Raw genomic sequence first — 16,351 nt, 5'->3', positions numbered from 1 at the left:
GAGCCAGGGTCTGGACAAAGACGCCCTCTTCTATCACACCGTCCACCGCACACTCGGCGTTGCCTGTTACTCCCAGATTCAAGTAGGACCAGTCATACCACTCAAAATCAGAGCAAGTGAAAGGTTCAGCCACCGCCGTCCGGTAAGAGATCCACATTGTGGCACCGGGGACGGTGATGGGGCAGGTTGGTGAAATGTTGGAGATGACCAACATCCCGGCCACGACGTTTGCCGAGAAGATCGCCGTGCAGGTCTGAGAGCCGTCGCTCATCCAGACTGATGCACTATCGGGGATGTAAGTCTGGTAGGGAAGGGCATCGGTGAAGACCATTCCCTGCCAGGTGGGGGTCACCACAAAGGTCCCTGCAAAAGCGTATGTGTTCGTGTAGATGTAGGCCGGGTCTGAGCAGACCTCGGCGGGGCCGGAGACCTGCTTGAAAGAGAGAGCCACCGGCTCATGGCACTGGAGATAGGTCCGGGCCTCCGCGGTGGCTGTCTGGAGGCAGTTTTGGCAATCCCGGGTGACGGCGGTGACAATATTCGTAGCCTCAGTGCCACAATACTGGCAGCCGGTGGCCGCGTCAGGGGTGGCAAAAACAGGGTTCAGGACAGCCGTGCTGGTCAGCGTCCAAGTGATGTAGGTAACGCCGCCCACGGTGAATACGCTGCCACCCGCTGGATTCACCACGCTCCATCCCGCCGGGACCTGATCAGTGACGACGACAGTCCCGACGATGTCCTCGGCGTTGACGGAGATGGTGGTGGTGACGGTCTGGCCCCGGTAGACCTCACGGGGCATAAATTTGCTTACGCTTAGCTGAGACACATTTACCAGCTGCCAGGCGGCAGACTGAGGTACTTCAGTGTAACGGTGATTGCAACGATCGTAATATTCCAGGTTAAAGTTGAAAGTGCCACTGCTGGGCATATTGCAAACGTTGGAAGGTAGCGTCAGAGTGAAGACCAGAGTGTAGGTCCCTCCAGGCACGATGGGGGGCAGATGGAACGCGCCGCCGGAGTAAAAGGCCGGCGGGGCGACCGTCACACTGAAGGGAGAAAGATCCACCGCCAGCTTGCCGGAGTAGGCAGTGCCATCGCCGACGTTCTGGATCGGGATCGTAAAGACACCAGAGCCATCGCAGTAGGGCATCCTGAAGGTGGGCAGGGAGAAGTTCAGATCCGGGTTGGTCATCCTAAGATCCACCGCTCCCTTGGCCGTCTGGGGGGCCAGGCACGTCTCGCCATTGCAGCCCCAGGTGGCGGTGACCACGTTTTCCAGGCCGGAGCAGCCGACGACGCGCGCGGCGATGGGGAACGTGACCACGCCGCCGACGGGGATGGAGACAAAATAGGCCGACGTGATCCCGGAAACGTACTGGAGCCCGCTCCCCAGCGTATCCGTCACCCGGACGTTGGAGACAGTGCCGTAGCCGGTGTTCTCCACGTAGACGGTCCAGGTGACCACCTCATCGGCCGCCGCCTGGACAACGGCAGGCTCCTTGCGGACGGTAATGGCGCCGGGGTTCACCACGAAGTCAGTGTACCTCACAATAGGGGGCGCTCCGTCCTGGGTGAGAGTGACCACATTCTGCCCGGAGGCAGCCAGGCAGGTGGCATAAAAGCCCGCATGGCGGGTGATGACCTGGTTGGGACCTACCGTGCCAATGGGGAAGACAATCTGGGTTGGCGTAAAACCGGCGGGCATCGTGCTGGTGATAATTACGTTAGTAGCGGTAATGGTATTGTTGACGGCAACTATGGTAAAAGTAACAACTTCGCAATTATTGATGGGTGCGGATGGGCCAATAACAGTGACATTGTGGCTATGGATAGTGCTGAGGGAGGTCTCGGGCGTTTTACCCACAACTTTAGATGCAATTTGAGGATGAGGTGGCTTCAGCGGACAGAAATCACCCTGATAGGAAGCCCTGACCTCAGGAAGGGGGTGGGGGAAGTGAGAAAGAAGCAGGGAAAGAATTATCACCCCGGAGCGAAGAACCTGCGCCCACCTTACAGACTTCAGGTGGCGGGCATTTTTAATCAAAACCAAAAGACCGAAAAATAAGAACGAAACCAGAAAAGGCACAAGTATGAGCATTTTTCCCCCTTTAGCTATTAAGCCTCCTCTTCAACCAGCTTCAGCGCAGAAAAGAGCAAAAAAATCAGCAAAATAACAAACAAAGCCTCTTTCCTTGTAATCTCTCCTCCAGTGACTGGCAGAGGAGGCATAGGTGTTGGGGTTGGAAGTAATGGGGTTGGCACTTCAAGGGTTGGCGTCGGGGGAACAGGAGTGGGAGTCAGCACTACAGGGGTTGGCGTCGGAGGAACAGGAGTGGGGGTTGGCACTACAGGCGTTGGCGTCGGGGGTAAGGGTGTAAAAGTAGGGGTAAAGCCTGCAATAACTGAAGGCGGAGGAAGCTGTAGGGCCAGGATAAAAGCTGCAATGATGACCACAATCAAAATCCTTAGCGCCATTGCAATACCTCCTTTGAGGATATTATATACCAAAATTGGCTTAATTTCAAAACGATTTAGTCAGGTAACCATCATGCACCTGGCTGGCAAGTTTTGATAACCGAGGGAGGAACCCATAGAACAACTTCCGCAATAAGGGCAAGTTTTTGGTTTCCCTAACAGTCATATACACCCGACGGCCTGCGGTTTGGAAATTGGAAAAGTTTGGTGTAAAATGAAATTAAACCAGCTGCGCCTGAGCCTTGGGGAGACTGTAAAAGGTAGGACTCCTTGTCCTCCTCCACAAAAGCAGCTAAAGAGAGCCTTTAAAGGAAGGCAGGGCCGCTTCCAGAAGCGCGCTAAGGAGAGCAGGGCACTCGTGGATGGATGCAGCGGAGCAGCTTGTTGTTTAGCCTCGCTTTATGCCTTTATCGTCCTCCTCATGAGCGCTTTATTTACAATAGCGAGCGGGATCGCCGGACTGCGCGTTTCCAGTAGAGGTTCTCCGGAAAAAACCATATCTGCTTGCCTCACGATCCTCGGATTAGTAGCTCTATTAGCTCTTTTCCTGCTCATCCGAGCTGCGCACAGATGGCTCACAGGGCTCGGTCCCTGAGGCTAAAGGTTAATCACACCGGGGAGGTTAAAAATGAAGTTGCTGATCGTTTTGCTAACTTTTTCCCTTGGGGCTACACTGGCAGCCTGTGGGCCCTCCCGGGCAGAACGCAATGCTTTAGCCACTGAAATAGCTGCTAAAATTTACGCCACCATGACCGCTCAAGCTTTAGTTCCAACCCCCACCATGACCCCAACTCCGTCTCCCACTATTACCCAAACTCCTACCCCTACTGTGACTCCGACAAAGACACCAACACCTACCCCAACCCTGCCCCCGCGCCGCTTGAACACCGGCACTTTCATCAAGCAGGCCATTTCCCTTGACGGCTACGGCGAGTTAAAGGTGGAAAACGGCACCGACCTGGATGCCATCGTGGTCTTCACCACTCCTGAAGGTGAAACCCTCTTTGCGGTATACATTCAGGCCCACGATGAATTTACTGTCTCCGGGATACCCGACGGGGTTTACAAGCTCTTCTTCATGATGGGCGAAGATTGGGATGAAAAAAGGGGTCAGTTTACCCGCAAAGTAAGACGCGAGGTCTTTGAGGACAGCTTCCCTTATACCACAACCCCCACCACTGCTACTGCCTGGCACGTCACTCTGCACCCGGTTGTCGGCGGCACCGCCGCTACCGAAGAAGTGGGCGAGGACGAGTTTCCACCACTCCGCTGATTCAGGCCTGGATGGAGCCAGAGGCTTTTCTGAAGATTACGACCGCAAGGGCAAGCATTGTCACTGAACTCAAAACTAAACCAATCCTGAAGGATTGCGGTCTGTAGATAAACTCTATCGTATCATCTCCTTCAGGGAGGCTTACAGCCCGAAAGTATCCCCAAACCTTTCGTATCGGGAGCGGGCCATGCCGAAGGGAATGGGCTTCCCATCCCGGATAGAATGCGTCCGTCAGCACCAGATAACCGGGTTCGGTCAGGCGCACTCTGACCACCACCCTTTCCTCTTCATAGTGTTCTATGGAGGCCTTTTCCTCAGGATTAAAACTGCTCCTCACTATTTCCTCTAACGCGGAGGGATTTTCCAGCTCCTCCGGGACAGCCTCTTCCCCGTGCACTATCATTGCTCTTGGCAAACAATCCAGGTTCTCGTAGATTTTGACGTCGCCCGAATGCACCAGGGCAAAAGGACCCTGGTCGGAAACGGCAAGAGGCTGGAAAGCACCTGCTGGCTTGTTGAAAAGAGAAGAGCCTTTTAGATGCCATTGGCCTTCTTCCAGCAGGCCCCGGAAAACGACTCTTTTCACCTTTTCCCACTGCCCCCACTCTCGCGCAGAGTAATACAGGCCGGAACCCCGCATGGCTGGTTCAGAAAAATCAGGCATCCTGCCCACAAGGCGTGCACACCCTTCTCCCTGACAGAACTCGTGGGATGTATCCTCCCCTGCCCTGAGGAGATAAAGCCGGCTTTGACCTTCCTCTGGGAAAATTTCCACCTCTGCTACTGGTGCTCCATACTCTAAAGCTTTCCCCTCAATCCAAGAAATAAAGCCGATGCCTGTGGCAGGGAAAGCCTCCGGAAGGGTAACCGTTAAAACCTCGCCTGCTTTGAGGGAAGCTCCAAGGCTTAAATCGTAGTAAACTCCCTCCACCCACAGATCGTAGACTTTATCGGCTATCAGAAAGCGCACGTTGAAAAGGTCCAGCAAGGGATCAGGGGGTATGCTATGGACAAACTGATAAAGCCTGCCATCCATAGCTTTCTGGCCAGCATAATGCATGGGCTTTGTAACTTCCACAAAATCCCTCAGGGGCAACAACCCACCATCGTAACCGTCAACAGTCTGAAAGCCATAAAGGGCGGGTAGGTTAGGCGCTAAAATTTCCTTCTGCTTTATGGCTACCACATGCTCGTAAAAAGCCTTATCCCCTAGGATCCCAAGGTATGCCGAACGCATCTCTGCCATGTCACCTGGGTCAAATACGAGGGATGAGAAGGAAAGGAAGCGGAACAATTCCCCTTTTTCTTGTACTAAAGCCAGATGGAGGGGTGCCGTCCGCCAGGTGGAAAAGGCCTGAGGAGCAGTGGGATGATTCAATGGCATGCTCCCTGCTGCCAGAAGAAGCTCAGAGGCTAAGATAAAGATCGCGGGCCAGGAAGGGAGGCTTCTGGCCCGTATCGCCAAAATTAAAGCCAGACCCACCAAACTCGCAATTCCCCATGCTATCAAAGTGGGAAGAGGCGGCGGTGATAGCCACAAGGAAGGCATGAGTGCCAGAAAGCCCACCCCCAGGAGGGACAGGTAGACCCTTAAAGATAAAGAGGGCAGATTGTCCAGACCGATCCCCGCCAAAACGGGGATTCCCAGGGCCCAAAGGAGCCCCCACCGGGCCGGGGCTCTGAAGGAAGAAAAGCCCGGGACAAATTCATAAAGAAGGCGGTAAAAGGGATTAGCTCGCCCTAAAGCCAGGAACAACCCCAGGAAAACCATCGCCACCCAAGGCCACTTCTTTTTTCCAGGAGAAAGGAAGCCAGCGACGGCCAGGAGCAGGCATATGATCCCACCATAAGCCATGTATTCGGTGAAAGCCCTGCTTCCGAATATGACCTCGGGGTTGAGAGCTATCGGGGGAAGGAAAGAATAAGCTATTAAAAAAGGACGCAGAGAAAAGGCCGTAGCATCCTGATAGGATAGTCCCTGGCTCCGGATAGACAGGCCTGCCAGTTCCAGGGTGGGGATAAGCTGAACAGCTGCCAGCCCTGACCCAATCCCGCAGGCGATCAGGAGCTTAAAGAAGCTTCTTCCTCTGTTATAGAAGCTGGAAAACAAGGAATACAGGCCCACGGCCGTGAGGCTTATGTAAAGAGCCTGCAGGTGCCCGGCAAAGGTCATGAGGCAGAAAATAAAAGCAGCTGCAATGGGATTGCTCTCCATCAGGAGGATGAAAAAGGGCAGCCAGGTCATTACCTCCAGCTGGTTAATATGCTCGGCCTGGGCCACCAGAAACCCACCCGCTGAAAATCCCAGCGCAGAGAAGAGCGAAGCCGAAGAGGAAAGCCCCAGCCTTTTCCTGGCCAGAAGCCAAGTGAAGAAGCCTGCCAGGCAAAGATGGAGTGCAATGGAAAGCTTTACCGCATGAGGTGGTGAAAGCCAAACAATAAAGGGCCAATTTATCCCGTATAAGAAAGAGAGCTGGATATTGGCCAGCAGCGGGCTACCCATGAAGATATACGGATTCCAGAGGGGAATACGGCCTTCTTTTATAGCTTCAGCTGCGAGATGCCAGTAAGGATAAAAGTAAGTGAAAAGGTCAAGGCCGACCAGGATACGGTTAGTTAAAAGCAGGTTGCGGGCCAGAAGGACAACTATACAGGCGAGAAAGACAATAGCCAGGAAATGAGCTTTTTTGCCCAATTTTAGCCTCCATGGAAATGGCCTAAGTTATTATACCTTGCACCCCTAAGTTCGCAATCCAACACTGCTTAGCTCATAATGTCCAATGGCATGCCCCCTCCTTGCCCACCAGGCCCTAAGGTTAACCTTGGCCACACCTGCCCGTCGGTCTGGAGCAGGAAAATCCCCTTGACCTGACGGTAACCTGGTGGTAAAATAAAAACCGACTTAAAAGTCGGAATTTTTCAAGGAGGCAACCATGTATAGTGAACTTGTCTGGGAGCATTTCACGAACCCCCGCAATGTTGGGGTTATAGAAGACGCCGATGGCGTAGCCAGGGTCGGGAACCCGGTCTGTGGGGATGTTATGGAGATGTTCATAAAAGTGAAGGAAGGAAGAATTGTGGATATAAAGTTCCGGACCCTGGGATGCGGTGCGGCCATTGCTACGAGTTCCATGGCTACGGAATTGGTCAAAGGCAAAACCCTTGAAGAAGCCCTGAAACTGTCCCGTAAAGCGGTAGCTGAAGCTCTTGGGGGACTTCCCCCCAATAAAATGCATTGCAGCAATCTTGCTGCAGAGGCCGTTCATAAAGCTATTGAGGATTACTTGCGGAGAAATCCGGGGGTTGTTCTGAACATCGGCGAAGAGGGGAAATGAGAAAGGGAAGGGTTGTAATAGCAATGAGCGGCGGAGTTGATAGTTCTGTTGCCGCCGCTTTATTGCTTAAAGAAGGGTATGAGGTTATAGGAGTAATGATGCGGCTCTGGGCCCAGGGGGACGGGGAAAATCGGTGCTGTCCCCCAGTGGCGGTAGAAATGGCTCGCCAGGTGGCTGAAATTTTGGGCATCCCTTTTTACGTTCTGGACTTCAGAGAGCCTTTCTACGATAAAGTAGTGGTTCCTTTTATCCGGGGCTATGCTTCCGGCATAACTCCCAATCCTTGTCTATCCTGTAACAGGTTTATAAAATTTGACCTTCTCCTTCGGAGGGCTATGGCTCTGGAGGCGGATTACCTGGCCACAGGCCATTATGCCCGCATAGTTAAAGCCAACGGACAATACAAACTGCTCAAGGGTATTGACCCTGCCAAAGACCAATCCTACGTCCTTTACATGCTCACTCAAGGACAGCTTGCCAGGCTTCTTTTTCCCCTGGGCTGGTTCACGAAAGAGCAAGTTCGGGGGATAGCCCGGGAACTGGGGCTTCCTACGGCTGAAAGGGAGGAAAGCCAGGAACTCTGTTTTATTGCAGGGAACGATTACCGTGATTTCCTACGTCTCTACATCCCTGAAGCCCTTCGCCATGGACCCATTTACGACACAAAGGGCCGCTTTTTAGGAACCCACAAGGGCTTGCCTTTATACACTGTAGGTCAGCGTTTTGGCCTCGGGATCCCTTATGGCAAGCGGCTTTACGTGATAAGCAAAGATCCAGTGCGCAATGCTTTGATTGTAGGCACGGCTGAGGAACAGGGGCGCAGTGAAATTTTAGCTGGCGAAGTAAACTTCATCTCGGGCCATTTTCCCGAGGGGCCCATTGAAGTTAGGGCGCGCATCCGTTACCGGGCTCCAGAGCAGGAAGCTGTAATTAATCCAGAAAAACAAGGTCGGGTTAAAGTAACCTTCAAAGCCCCAGTGGTAGGCGCAGCTCCGGGCCAGGCTGTAGTCTTTTACGACGGAGATGAAGTCCTTGGAGGAGGGATCATCCAGAGTTAGGAAAAACCACCCACCCTGCGATTGCGAGTGAAAGATATTGGCATATCACCGCAAGCGAAGCCTGGCAATCTCCTACCTCTGCAGTAACTGAAGGAAAGCGCCCCCAGAAACCTAAAAAGGGGAGCAATCAGCCATCCCCTGCATCCCGTCCACGAGTGGGACCCAGAACCTTGGCAAACCACATGCCCACGTGGGTGGGAAATTTTAGGGGTCCAGGGGGCATAGCCCCATGGCAGGGGGCCTGGGGGATGTGCCCCCAGAATCCTTAAAAAGGGAGCAATCAACCACCTCCTGCATCCCGCCCACGAGTGGGACCCAGAACAGTGGCAAACCTCAGGCCCACGAGGGCGGGAAAAATCGAGGGTCCAGGGGGCCTGGATGCAGTAAGGAAAAAGTTTTAACCCCTTCATTTGCCTCCATCCCCCGTTTGACCTTTAAACCCGTTTTGTGGATAATAAAACCGAACCTGCACCAGGGAGGAAGAGCTATGCTCCAGATTCGTATTGAGAGGCGTTACACTGTCCCGGGCTGGCTAAGGGTTGTGGTCAACGCCATCTCCCTCCTCCTGGCTTTCGTGGCCATAGCCATAGTGTTTTGGGCAGTGAAAATAAACCCCATTTATGCCTATACCAAAATCTTTACCGGCTCCTTTGGTAGCCTCTACGGCCTTTCCGAGACCACTGTAAAAGCCATACCGCTGCTCCTGTGCGGGACGGGGCTGGCTCTGGCCTTTAAGGCCCATTTCTGGAACATTGGAGCCGAAGGCCAGCTCTTGATGGGGGCCGTTGGTGCTACATGGGTGGCCCTCTTTTTCCCCCTCACGCTGCCTTCCTGGGCGGTTCGCCCCACCATGTTTGCAGCAGGATTCCTGGCCGGAGCCCTCTGGGCCCTTATCCCGGCCCTCCTCAGAGCTAAGCTCCAGGTAAACGAAGTGATTACCTCCCTAATGCTGGTTTACGTAGCCGTTGAAGTTGTCAATTACCTGGTTTACGGCCCATGGAAAGGGCTTAAAGAATGGGGATTCCCCTACTCCGATAGATTCCCCGACGCTGCCATACTGCCCACAGTGCCAGGAACCCGCATCCATTACCCCACTCTGATTCTGGGAATTGTCGCTGCCATCCTGGCTTACTTTTTCCTGATGGGCACCAAATGGGGTTATGAGCTCAGGGTAACAGGCGATAACCCCAGAGCCGCTCATTACGCCGGGATCCCTTACCTTCGAGTAGCCCTTCTGGTGATGATAATAAGCGGAGGACTTGCAGGAATGGCAGGGGTCGGCGAAGTAGCTGGTATCCATGCCCGCCTGCGCTACCCCCACGGTATCTCTCCAGGCTATGGCTTTACAGCCATAATCGTGACCTGGCTGGCTCAGCTAAACCCGCTCATAGTTATCCTGACTTCTTTCCTCTTCGGCGGGCTTCTGGTAGGAGGCGACGCTCTCAAGGTTTCCCTCGGCCTGCCCGTGCCCACCATCCACATGTTCAACGGCGCCATCCTCTTTTTCCTGATCGGTGGGGAAATCCTCCTGCGTTACCGCATCTCACTGGCCAGGCCCGAAAGAAAGAAAGCGCAGCTATCCCCCTAAAGGAGGAGGTCTCATGCTGGATTTTATCCTCGAAACCCTGCGCGCTGCTGTCCCTGCAGGGACCCCTCTGCTCTTCGGGACTCTCGGGGAAATTTATGCCGAGCGTTCCGGTATCCTAAACCTTGGGGTTGAGGGAATGATGCTGGTGGGAGCCGTCATGGGGTTCTCCACTGCTCTCTACACCGGCAACCCATGGGCTGGAATCGCCGCAGCCGCCTTAATGGGAGGAATCCTTTCCCTCATTCACGCTTTTGTATGCATAAACCTGAGAGGAAACCAGGTAGTCTCAGGCCTCGCCCTCACCATGTTCGGAACAGGATTGAGTGGCCTCATAGGCAGGCGCTTCATTGGAGTGCCCCTGCCCGCCTCCGCCAAGCTCACGGAAATACAAATCCCCGTCTTGAGCGATATCCCTGTGCTCGGTCCCCTTCTTTTCCGGTTTGATCCCCTCGCCTACGTGGCCATGCTCCTGGTTCCCATAATGTGGTTCATCCTGTACAAAACAAGCCTGGGGATAAGCATTCGTTCTGTGGGGGAAGACCCCGCCACTGCCGATGCCATGGGGGTTAATGTCTTTGCTATCCGTTACCTCTGCACTTTTATCGGGGGCGTGCTGGCGGGCGTCGCCGGCGCTTACCTCTCAATAGTCTACACCCCTTCTTGGATTGAAGGTATGACAGCCGGAGCCGGCTGGATCGTAATAGCCCTGACTATTTTCTCCCTATGGAGTCCGGTGCGAGCTGTCCTCGGTGCCTACCTCTTCGGAGGAGTGAAAGTCCTTCAGTATCGCCTTCAACCCCTCGGAATCTCCCCCAACCTCCTGAACACCTTACCCTTCATCCTCACTATCCTGGTCCTTGTGTTTGCCTCAGGCGAAGTGATGCGCAGGCGCATCGGAGCGCCCTCAGCCCTCGGCCTTCCATATTCAAGAGAGGAAAAGTAACATGCTTATCCTGGGAGGAACTGTCTTAACTTTCGACCCCAAAACCCCGATCCTTATAGGTGGGGCGATCCTCGTAAGAGGAGACCAGATCGCCGACCTGGGCCCAGCTTCGGAACTGATCAAACGCCATCCGGGCGAAAAAATCATGGATGCCAGAGATAAATTGCTCATGCCCGGGCTCATCTGTGCCCACACTCACTTTTACGGAGCCTTCGCCCGGGGCATGGCTATCCCCGGGGAGCCTCCCCGGAATTTCCCCCATATCCTGGAAAAGCTCTGGTGGCGCCTGGATAAAACCCTCTCTTATGAGGACATCCGCTATAGCACCCTGGTCTGCCTTGTGGACGCCATCAAGCACGGAACAACAACCCTGATTGACCACCACGCTTCCCAGGGAGCCATCGACGGAAGTCTAGACATCATCGCCGAAGCGGTAGAGCAGGCTGGTTTGAGGGCCTGCCTCTGCTACGAAGTAACAGACCGCGATGGCCAGGAACGGATGGAGGCGGGGGTTCGGGAAAACGAGCGCTTCATCCGCAAGAGCCGGGAAAAGGGAAGCCTGATAAGGGCTACTTTCGGCCTTCACGCCTCCCTAACCCTCTCGGATGAAACCCTGGAGAAATGTGCGGCTTCTGCCTATAGCCTTGAATCAGGTTTCCATCTCCACGTAGCTGAAGACAAGGCCGACCAGGAAGACTCCCTGCGCCGTTCGGGACTTAGAGTGGTGGAAAGGCTGCACCGTTTTGGAATCCTGGGCTCCAAAACCATCGCTGCTCACTGCGTCCATGTGAATGAAAGGGAGATAGAAATCCTGAAAGAAACCGGAACCAGGGTAGTCCATAACCCTCGCTCCAACATGAACAACGCTGTAGGAACAGCTCCGGTGATAGAGATGCTGGCCAGAGGCATAGAAGTGGGCCTCGGGAACGATGGCTTTTCCAACAACATGTTCGTGGAAATGCACACCGCTTACCTGGTCCACAGACTGGCAAAACTTGATCCCCAGGCGATAGGAGCAGATTTAATCCTGAAAATGGCTTTCACCCACAACACCAGAACAGCGAGCCTCTTCTGGCCCGAAAGGCCTCTGGGAACCCTTGAACCAGGCGCCTGGGCTGACATCATAATCATCAATTATCACCCTACAACGCCCATCACCGAAAGCAATTACCCGTGGCACATAATCTTTGGAGTGGATGGGACAGGGGTTGACACTGTGATTGTGGGTGGTAAAATACTGATGGAAAAAGGAAAACTTCTTACCCTGGACGAAGAGGAAATCACCGCCCGCTCGCAGGAGTTAGCGTTAAAATTGTGGAGGAGGTTGTGACGGTAAGAGTTCGCTTTGCACCGAGTCCCACCGGTTACCTTCATGTAGGAGGGGCAAGAACAGCCCTCTTCAACTGGCTCTTTGCCCGTCGCCACGGGGGCTCTTTCATCCTCAGAATAGAGGACACTGACCGCACCCGTTACGTCCCTGATTCCCTGGAAGATATAATGGAGGGCCTCAGGTGGCTTGGGCTGGAGTGGGATGAAGGACCAGCTGTAGGAGGACCCTATGGACCTTACTTCCAATCCCAGCGCCTTGAACTCTACCAGAAATATGCTCATATATTGATCGAGCGAGGCTGGGCCTACAAATGCTTTTGCTCCCAGGAAAGACTTGAGCGCTTGAGAGAAGAGCAGCGGCGCAAAAAACAACCCCCAAGTTACGACCGCCACTGCCGCTTCCTCTCCGATGAGGAAAGAGCAGCTCTGGAAGCCGAAGGGAGAAGCTACGTTATCCGCCTTAAAGTCCCTCTGGAGGGTAAAACCTCCTTCCGCGACCTAATCCATGGGGAGATTACCGTTAATAACGTAAACATTGAAGACCTCGTCCTCCTGAAATCCGATGGCTATCCCACCTATCACTTAGCCAACGTGGTGGATGACCACTTCATGAAGATAACCCACGTGATGCGGGCCGATGAGTGGATACCCTCAACCCCCAAGCATGTTCTGCTCTACCAGGGCTTCGGTTGGGAGCCACCTCAGTTCGCTCATCTGCCCTTAATCCTTTCCCCAACAGGCAAAGGGAAACTCAGCAAACGCAAGACCATAGGAGCTGACGGTCGCGTCTATCCTGTGCTGGTGAGAGAGTTTCGGGAAGCAGGCTATCTTCCTGAGGCCATGTTCAACTTCCTGGCTCTGGTGGGGTGGTCATACGATGACCGCACTGAAATTATGACAAAAGAACAGCTCATTGAGCGTTTCTCCCTGGAAAGAGTTAAATCCTCTCCAGCTTCTTTCTCCTATGACAAGCTGGAATGGATGAACGGCTATTACATCCGGCAGCTTGACCCCAACGACCTGGCCGGCAGGCTGACGCTTTTCCTCAAGAAAGCGGGCTTTCAGGTTGAATTTGAAACAGTAAAGCCTATCGTCCCCCTCATTCAGGAAAGGATAAAGACCCTGGGCGACGCTGTAGCCCTGGTGGATTTCTTCTTCCAGGAAGAGATAAGCTACGAGCCGGAGGCCCTCGTAGGAGATAAGATGACCCCTCGTGAATCCCTGGAAGCACTTCGGCGTGCTTACGAGAAGATCATGGAACTGCCGGACTTTGAGGAAAAAGCCCTTGAAGAGGCCCTCAGAGGGCTCGCAGCTGAAATGGGCCTCAAAGCCGGTCAGCTTTTTGGCATCATAAGGACGGCTGTGACCGGGAAGAAGGTTTCTCCTCCTCTCTTCGGCACTATGGCGATTCTGGGAAGGGAACGGACTTTGGCCAGAATGGAAAAAGCCCTGAAACTTCTGGGAAAATTGGCCTCATGAAACGCGAATACCCTGAGACCCCAATTCCTGCTGTAGGAGCAGTGATAATTCACCAGGGCAAAGTTCTCCTGGTTAAAAGGAGCAAGGAACCTTCCAGAGGATACTGGAGCATACCTGGCGGAGTCATTGAACTGGGAGAAAGAGCCCGGGAAGCCATTAAACGAGAAGTAAAGGAGGAATGCGGCATTGAAATAGAAGTAGGGCCAGTTCTGGAAGTGGTGGACAGCATCCATCGGGATGCCGAGGGCAGACTTCGCTTTCATTACGTAATTGTGGATTTTCTGGCTTTTCCTAAAGAACTGGGAGTTTGTCCTTCTTCCGACGTAGAAGAGGTCCGCTGGTTCTCCCCCGAAGAACTTGAAGAAGTCCCCCTCCCCCCTGGCACCGAAGAACTCCTCCAGCGGGCTATTTCTCTCTATAGTTCGCGGGGGAGATGAAGAAAGTAGCCTTGATGGTTTTTGCCTGCGAGCCGTTTTCCGGTTATAATATAATCAAGCCCGAAGCGGGCTATTTTTATTTCCCCAGGAGGTGTGCATGGAAAAGCAAACAAAAGTTTTCTACCTGACGCCCGAAGGCAAGAAAAAGCTGGAAGAAGAACTGGAATACCTCCGGACTGTAAGGAGGGCCGAGATTGCCCAACAGATTCACCAGGCCAAAGCTGAAGGAGACGTATCGGAGAATGCTGGTTACGAAGAAGCCAAAACAGCTCAAGCCTTCCTGGAAGGTAGGATAATGACTCTGGAAAAAATCCTGGAAAACGCTGTAATCATTGAAAGGCCCGAAGGGAACGACCGGGTGTGCCTCGGGTCAAAGGTGACCCTCCTGGAAGAAGGGAACACTGAACCGGAAACCTACCTGATCGTGGGTTCCACCGAAGCGGATCCGCTCCAGGGCCGCATATCCAACGAATCACCTCTGGGCAGAGCTCTTATGGGAGCAAAGGTTGGCGATACAGTAGTAGTTAACGCCCCCGCCGGCCGCATTGTCTTCAAGATCATAAGCATTGAGTAAAGACTCCGGAGGGCTAAATTGCAGGAGCTGGAACTACCCGATCAGTTTTACCATCGCTTGCGCAAGCTGGAAAAACTACGGGAACTTGGGATAGACCCCTACCCGGCAAGAGTCCGGCGGACTCATTCCATCAAAGAGGCGCGAGAAGCCTTTGAGCAGGATGAAAAATTTGGACAGGAAAAAATATTCCTCACCGGAAGGCTTATCGCTTTCCGCAACATGGGGGGCCTCACTTTCACCCACATAGCCGACGGCACCGGTAAAATCCAGCTGATGTTTCGCCGCGACCTTCTGGGGGAGGAACGGTATCGCTTTTTCCTGGACTTTTTTGACATCGGAGACTTTATAGAAGCCTGCGGTAACATCTTCCGGACCCGCACTGGGGAAATAACTTTATTGGTGGAAGATTACCGCCTCCTGGCCAAATCCCTTCACCCTCTCCCGGAAAAATGGCACGGCCTTCAGGATGTGGAACTTCGCTACCGCCGGCGGTATCTGGACCTGCTGGCCAATGAAGAAGTGCGGGAAATTTTCGTTATAAGGAGCAAGATAATCACCGCCATGCGCCGGTTTTTGGACTCCAAAGGCTTTCTGGAGGTGGAAACTCCCATCCTTCAGCCCCTGTACGGTGGCGCAGCAGCGAGGCCCTTTGAAACCTGGTATCATGCTCTGGAGAGCTCCTTCTACCTGCGCATTTCTGACGAACTTTACCTTAAACGCTTAATAGTGGGTGGGTTTGATAAAGTTTACGAAATAGGCAAGGATTTCCGGAACGAAGGGGTGGACGCTCGCCACAACCCGGAATTCACTATGATGGAATGCTACCAGGCCTATGCCGATTACCACGACATGATGCGCCTTACGGAGGAAATGATAGCCTACATAGCCATGGAAGCCCTTGGCACCACCACCATAACTTACGCTGGGAAGAAAATAGAGCTATCGCCACCCTGGCCGAGAACTACCATGAGAGAACTGCTTATTGAACACACAGGCATAGACTTCGAAGAATACAGAGACCTGGAGAGCCTCAGGGAGGCCATCAGAAACAGAGGCCTCAGGGTAGACCCTAAACCTACATGGGGCAAACAGATAGATGAATTGTTCAAAGAGTATGTAGAACCACACCTTACGGGCCCTATATTCGTCATGGACTATCCGGTGGAAATCTCTCCTTTGGCCAAGCGCAAGCCTGAAGCTCCCCACTTGGTAGAGCGGTTTGAAGGCTTCATTGGAGGCATGGAAATTGCTAATGCCTTCAGCGAGCTTAATGACCCTCTGGACCAAAGGGAGAGATTTCTGGAGCAGGCCAGAGCTCGTGAGAGAGGGGACGAAGAAACGCACCCTGTTGATGAAGATTTTATCTTAGCCCTGATGCATGGAATGCCTCCGACTGGAGGCTTGGGCGTAGGCATTGATCGCCTGACAATGGTATTGACCGATAAACAATCCATAAGGGAAGTAATTCTTTTCCCCCACCTTCGCGCTCTGTGAACACCTGTTATCGTATAATCGCAAGCAAAACAAAGCAACGCTGCTGTAAACTAGGGAAAAATCGGGGGTGGAGGAAGCCGAAGCCCCCATCCTGGGGGTTTGGGAGTGTCCCCCAAAACCTCTAAAAGGGAGCCATTAGCTACCCCCTGCATCCCGCCCACGAGTGGGACCCAAAACCGTGGCAAACCCTAAGCCCACGAGGGCGGGAAAAATTTGAGGGGTCCAGGGGGCTTGCCCCATGGCAGGGGGCCTGGGGGATGTGCCCCCAGAAACCTTAAAAAGGGAGCGATCAACCATCTCTCGCATCCCGCCCACGAGTGGGACCCTAACCGTGGCAAACCCTATGCCCACGAGGGCGGGAAAAAC

Annotated in this window: 14 protein-coding genes; 10 read left to right on the top strand and 4 right to left on the bottom strand. The window is 53.6% G+C overall.

Annotated elements, in window-relative coordinates; all coding sequences use genetic code 11:
- Together NZ653_08820 and NZ653_08815 are read right to left on the bottom strand one after the other, a co-directional pair.
- On the bottom strand, positions 1–2,098 hold a 2,098-nt coding region (locus tag NZ653_08820; protein ID MCS7287221.1), incomplete at its 3' end, for a hypothetical protein.
- Positions 2,099–2,115: 17 nt separating this feature from the next.
- A complete protein-coding gene (locus NZ653_08815) occupies positions 2,116–2,475 on the bottom strand; it encodes a hypothetical protein (GenBank protein ID MCS7287220.1) in 360 nt (119 codons plus the stop codon).
- Between the two features lie 628 nt (positions 2,476–3,103).
- Between NZ653_08815 and NZ653_08810 the strand changes: the two genes are divergently transcribed.
- On the top strand, positions 3,104–3,748 hold the full coding sequence (locus NZ653_08810) for a hypothetical protein (GenBank protein ID MCS7287219.1): 645 nt from the start codon (positions 3,104–3,106) through the stop codon (positions 3,746–3,748).
- A gap of 1 nt (position 3,749) precedes the next feature.
- On the opposite strand, the gene NZ653_08805 is transcribed toward NZ653_08810, so the two are convergent.
- Positions 3,750–6,443, bottom strand: a complete 2,694-nt coding sequence (locus NZ653_08805; GenBank protein MCS7287218.1) for a YfhO family protein — start codon at positions 6,441–6,443, stop codon at positions 3,750–3,752.
- Between the two features lie 238 nt (positions 6,444–6,681).
- On the opposite strand from NZ653_08805, the gene nifU reads away from it, so the two are divergent.
- The 9 genes from nifU to lysS all read left to right on the top strand — a co-directional run bounded on the left by nifU (position 6,682) and on the right by lysS (position 15,985).
- Complete coding sequence (nifU, locus tag NZ653_08800; GenBank protein MCS7287217.1) at positions 6,682–7,083, top strand: Fe-S cluster assembly scaffold protein NifU; 402 nt, start codon at positions 6,682–6,684, stop codon at positions 7,081–7,083.
- Positions 7,080–8,141, top strand: coding sequence for a tRNA 2-thiouridine(34) synthase MnmA (gene mnmA / locus NZ653_08795; protein MCS7287216.1), 1,062 nt, complete (start codon positions 7,080–7,082; stop codon positions 8,139–8,141). The genes nifU and mnmA overlap by 4 nt, the downstream gene beginning before the upstream one ends.
- A 487-nt stretch (positions 8,142–8,628) precedes the next feature.
- On the top strand, positions 8,629–9,729 hold the full coding sequence (locus tag NZ653_08790; GenBank protein MCS7287215.1) for an ABC transporter permease: 1,101 nt from the start codon (positions 8,629–8,631) through the stop codon (positions 9,727–9,729).
- Between the two features lie 13 nt (positions 9,730–9,742).
- Positions 9,743–10,672: an ABC transporter permease gene (locus NZ653_08785; protein ID MCS7287214.1), complete on the top strand. Its 930-nt coding sequence runs from the start codon at positions 9,743–9,745 to the stop codon at positions 10,670–10,672.
- 1 nt (position 10,673) lies between these two features.
- Positions 10,674–12,002, top strand: a complete 1,329-nt coding sequence (ssnA, locus tag NZ653_08780) for a putative aminohydrolase SsnA (protein ID MCS7287213.1) — start codon at positions 10,674–10,676, stop codon at positions 12,000–12,002.
- Positions 11,999–13,480, top strand: a complete 1,482-nt coding sequence (gene gltX / locus NZ653_08775; protein MCS7287212.1) for a glutamate--tRNA ligase — start codon at positions 11,999–12,001, stop codon at positions 13,478–13,480. Before ssnA ends, gltX begins: the two co-directional genes overlap by 4 nt.
- Positions 13,477–13,917: an NUDIX hydrolase gene (locus tag NZ653_08770; protein ID MCS7287211.1), complete on the top strand. Its 441-nt coding sequence runs from the start codon at positions 13,477–13,479 to the stop codon at positions 13,915–13,917. The genes gltX and NZ653_08770 overlap by 4 nt, the downstream gene beginning before the upstream one ends.
- A gap of 97 nt (positions 13,918–14,014) precedes the next feature.
- Entirely contained in the window at positions 14,015–14,491 is a 477-nt protein-coding gene (gene greA / locus NZ653_08765) for a transcription elongation factor GreA (GenBank protein MCS7287210.1), read from the top strand.
- A gap of 27 nt (positions 14,492–14,518) precedes the next feature.
- Entirely contained in the window at positions 14,519–15,985 is a 1,467-nt protein-coding gene (gene lysS, locus NZ653_08760; protein MCS7287209.1) for a lysine--tRNA ligase, read from the top strand.
- A gap of 135 nt (positions 15,986–16,120) precedes the next feature.
- Here the strand turns inward: lysS and NZ653_08755 are convergent.
- A partial coding sequence (locus NZ653_08755) for a hypothetical protein (protein MCS7287208.1) occupies positions 16,121–16,351 on the bottom strand: 231 nt, incomplete at its 5' end.

Source organism: Anaerolineae bacterium (assembly GCA_025062375.1).
GTDB lineage: Bacteria > Chloroflexota > Anaerolineae > SpSt-600 > SpSt-600 > SpSt-600.
The sequence above is the reverse complement of the archived record's forward strand: the minus strand, read 5'-3'. Positions and strand labels throughout refer to the sequence as shown.

Coding starts and splice junctions, on each gene's coding strand:
- NZ653_08790 (MCS7287215.1), top strand. CDS start 8,629: ATGCTCCAGATTCGTATTGAGAGGCGTTACACTGTCCCGGGCTGGCTA.
- NZ653_08770 (MCS7287211.1), top strand. CDS start 13,477: ATGAAACGCGAATACCCTGAGACCCCAATTCCTGCTGTAGGAGCAGTG.
- NZ653_08810 (MCS7287219.1), top strand. CDS start 3,104: ATGAAGTTGCTGATCGTTTTGCTAACTTTTTCCCTTGGGGCTACACTG.
- NZ653_08815 (MCS7287220.1), bottom strand. CDS start 2,475: ATGGCGCTAAGGATTTTGATTGTGGTCATCATTGCAGCTTTTATCCTG.
- NZ653_08785 (MCS7287214.1), top strand. CDS start 9,743: ATGCTGGATTTTATCCTCGAAACCCTGCGCGCTGCTGTCCCTGCAGGG.
- greA (MCS7287210.1), top strand. CDS start 14,015: ATGGAAAAGCAAACAAAAGTTTTCTACCTGACGCCCGAAGGCAAGAAA.
- mnmA (MCS7287216.1), top strand. CDS start 7,080: ATGAGAAAGGGAAGGGTTGTAATAGCAATGAGCGGCGGAGTTGATAGT.
- ssnA (MCS7287213.1), top strand. CDS start 10,674: ATGCTTATCCTGGGAGGAACTGTCTTAACTTTCGACCCCAAAACCCCG.
- nifU (MCS7287217.1), top strand. CDS start 6,682: ATGTATAGTGAACTTGTCTGGGAGCATTTCACGAACCCCCGCAATGTT.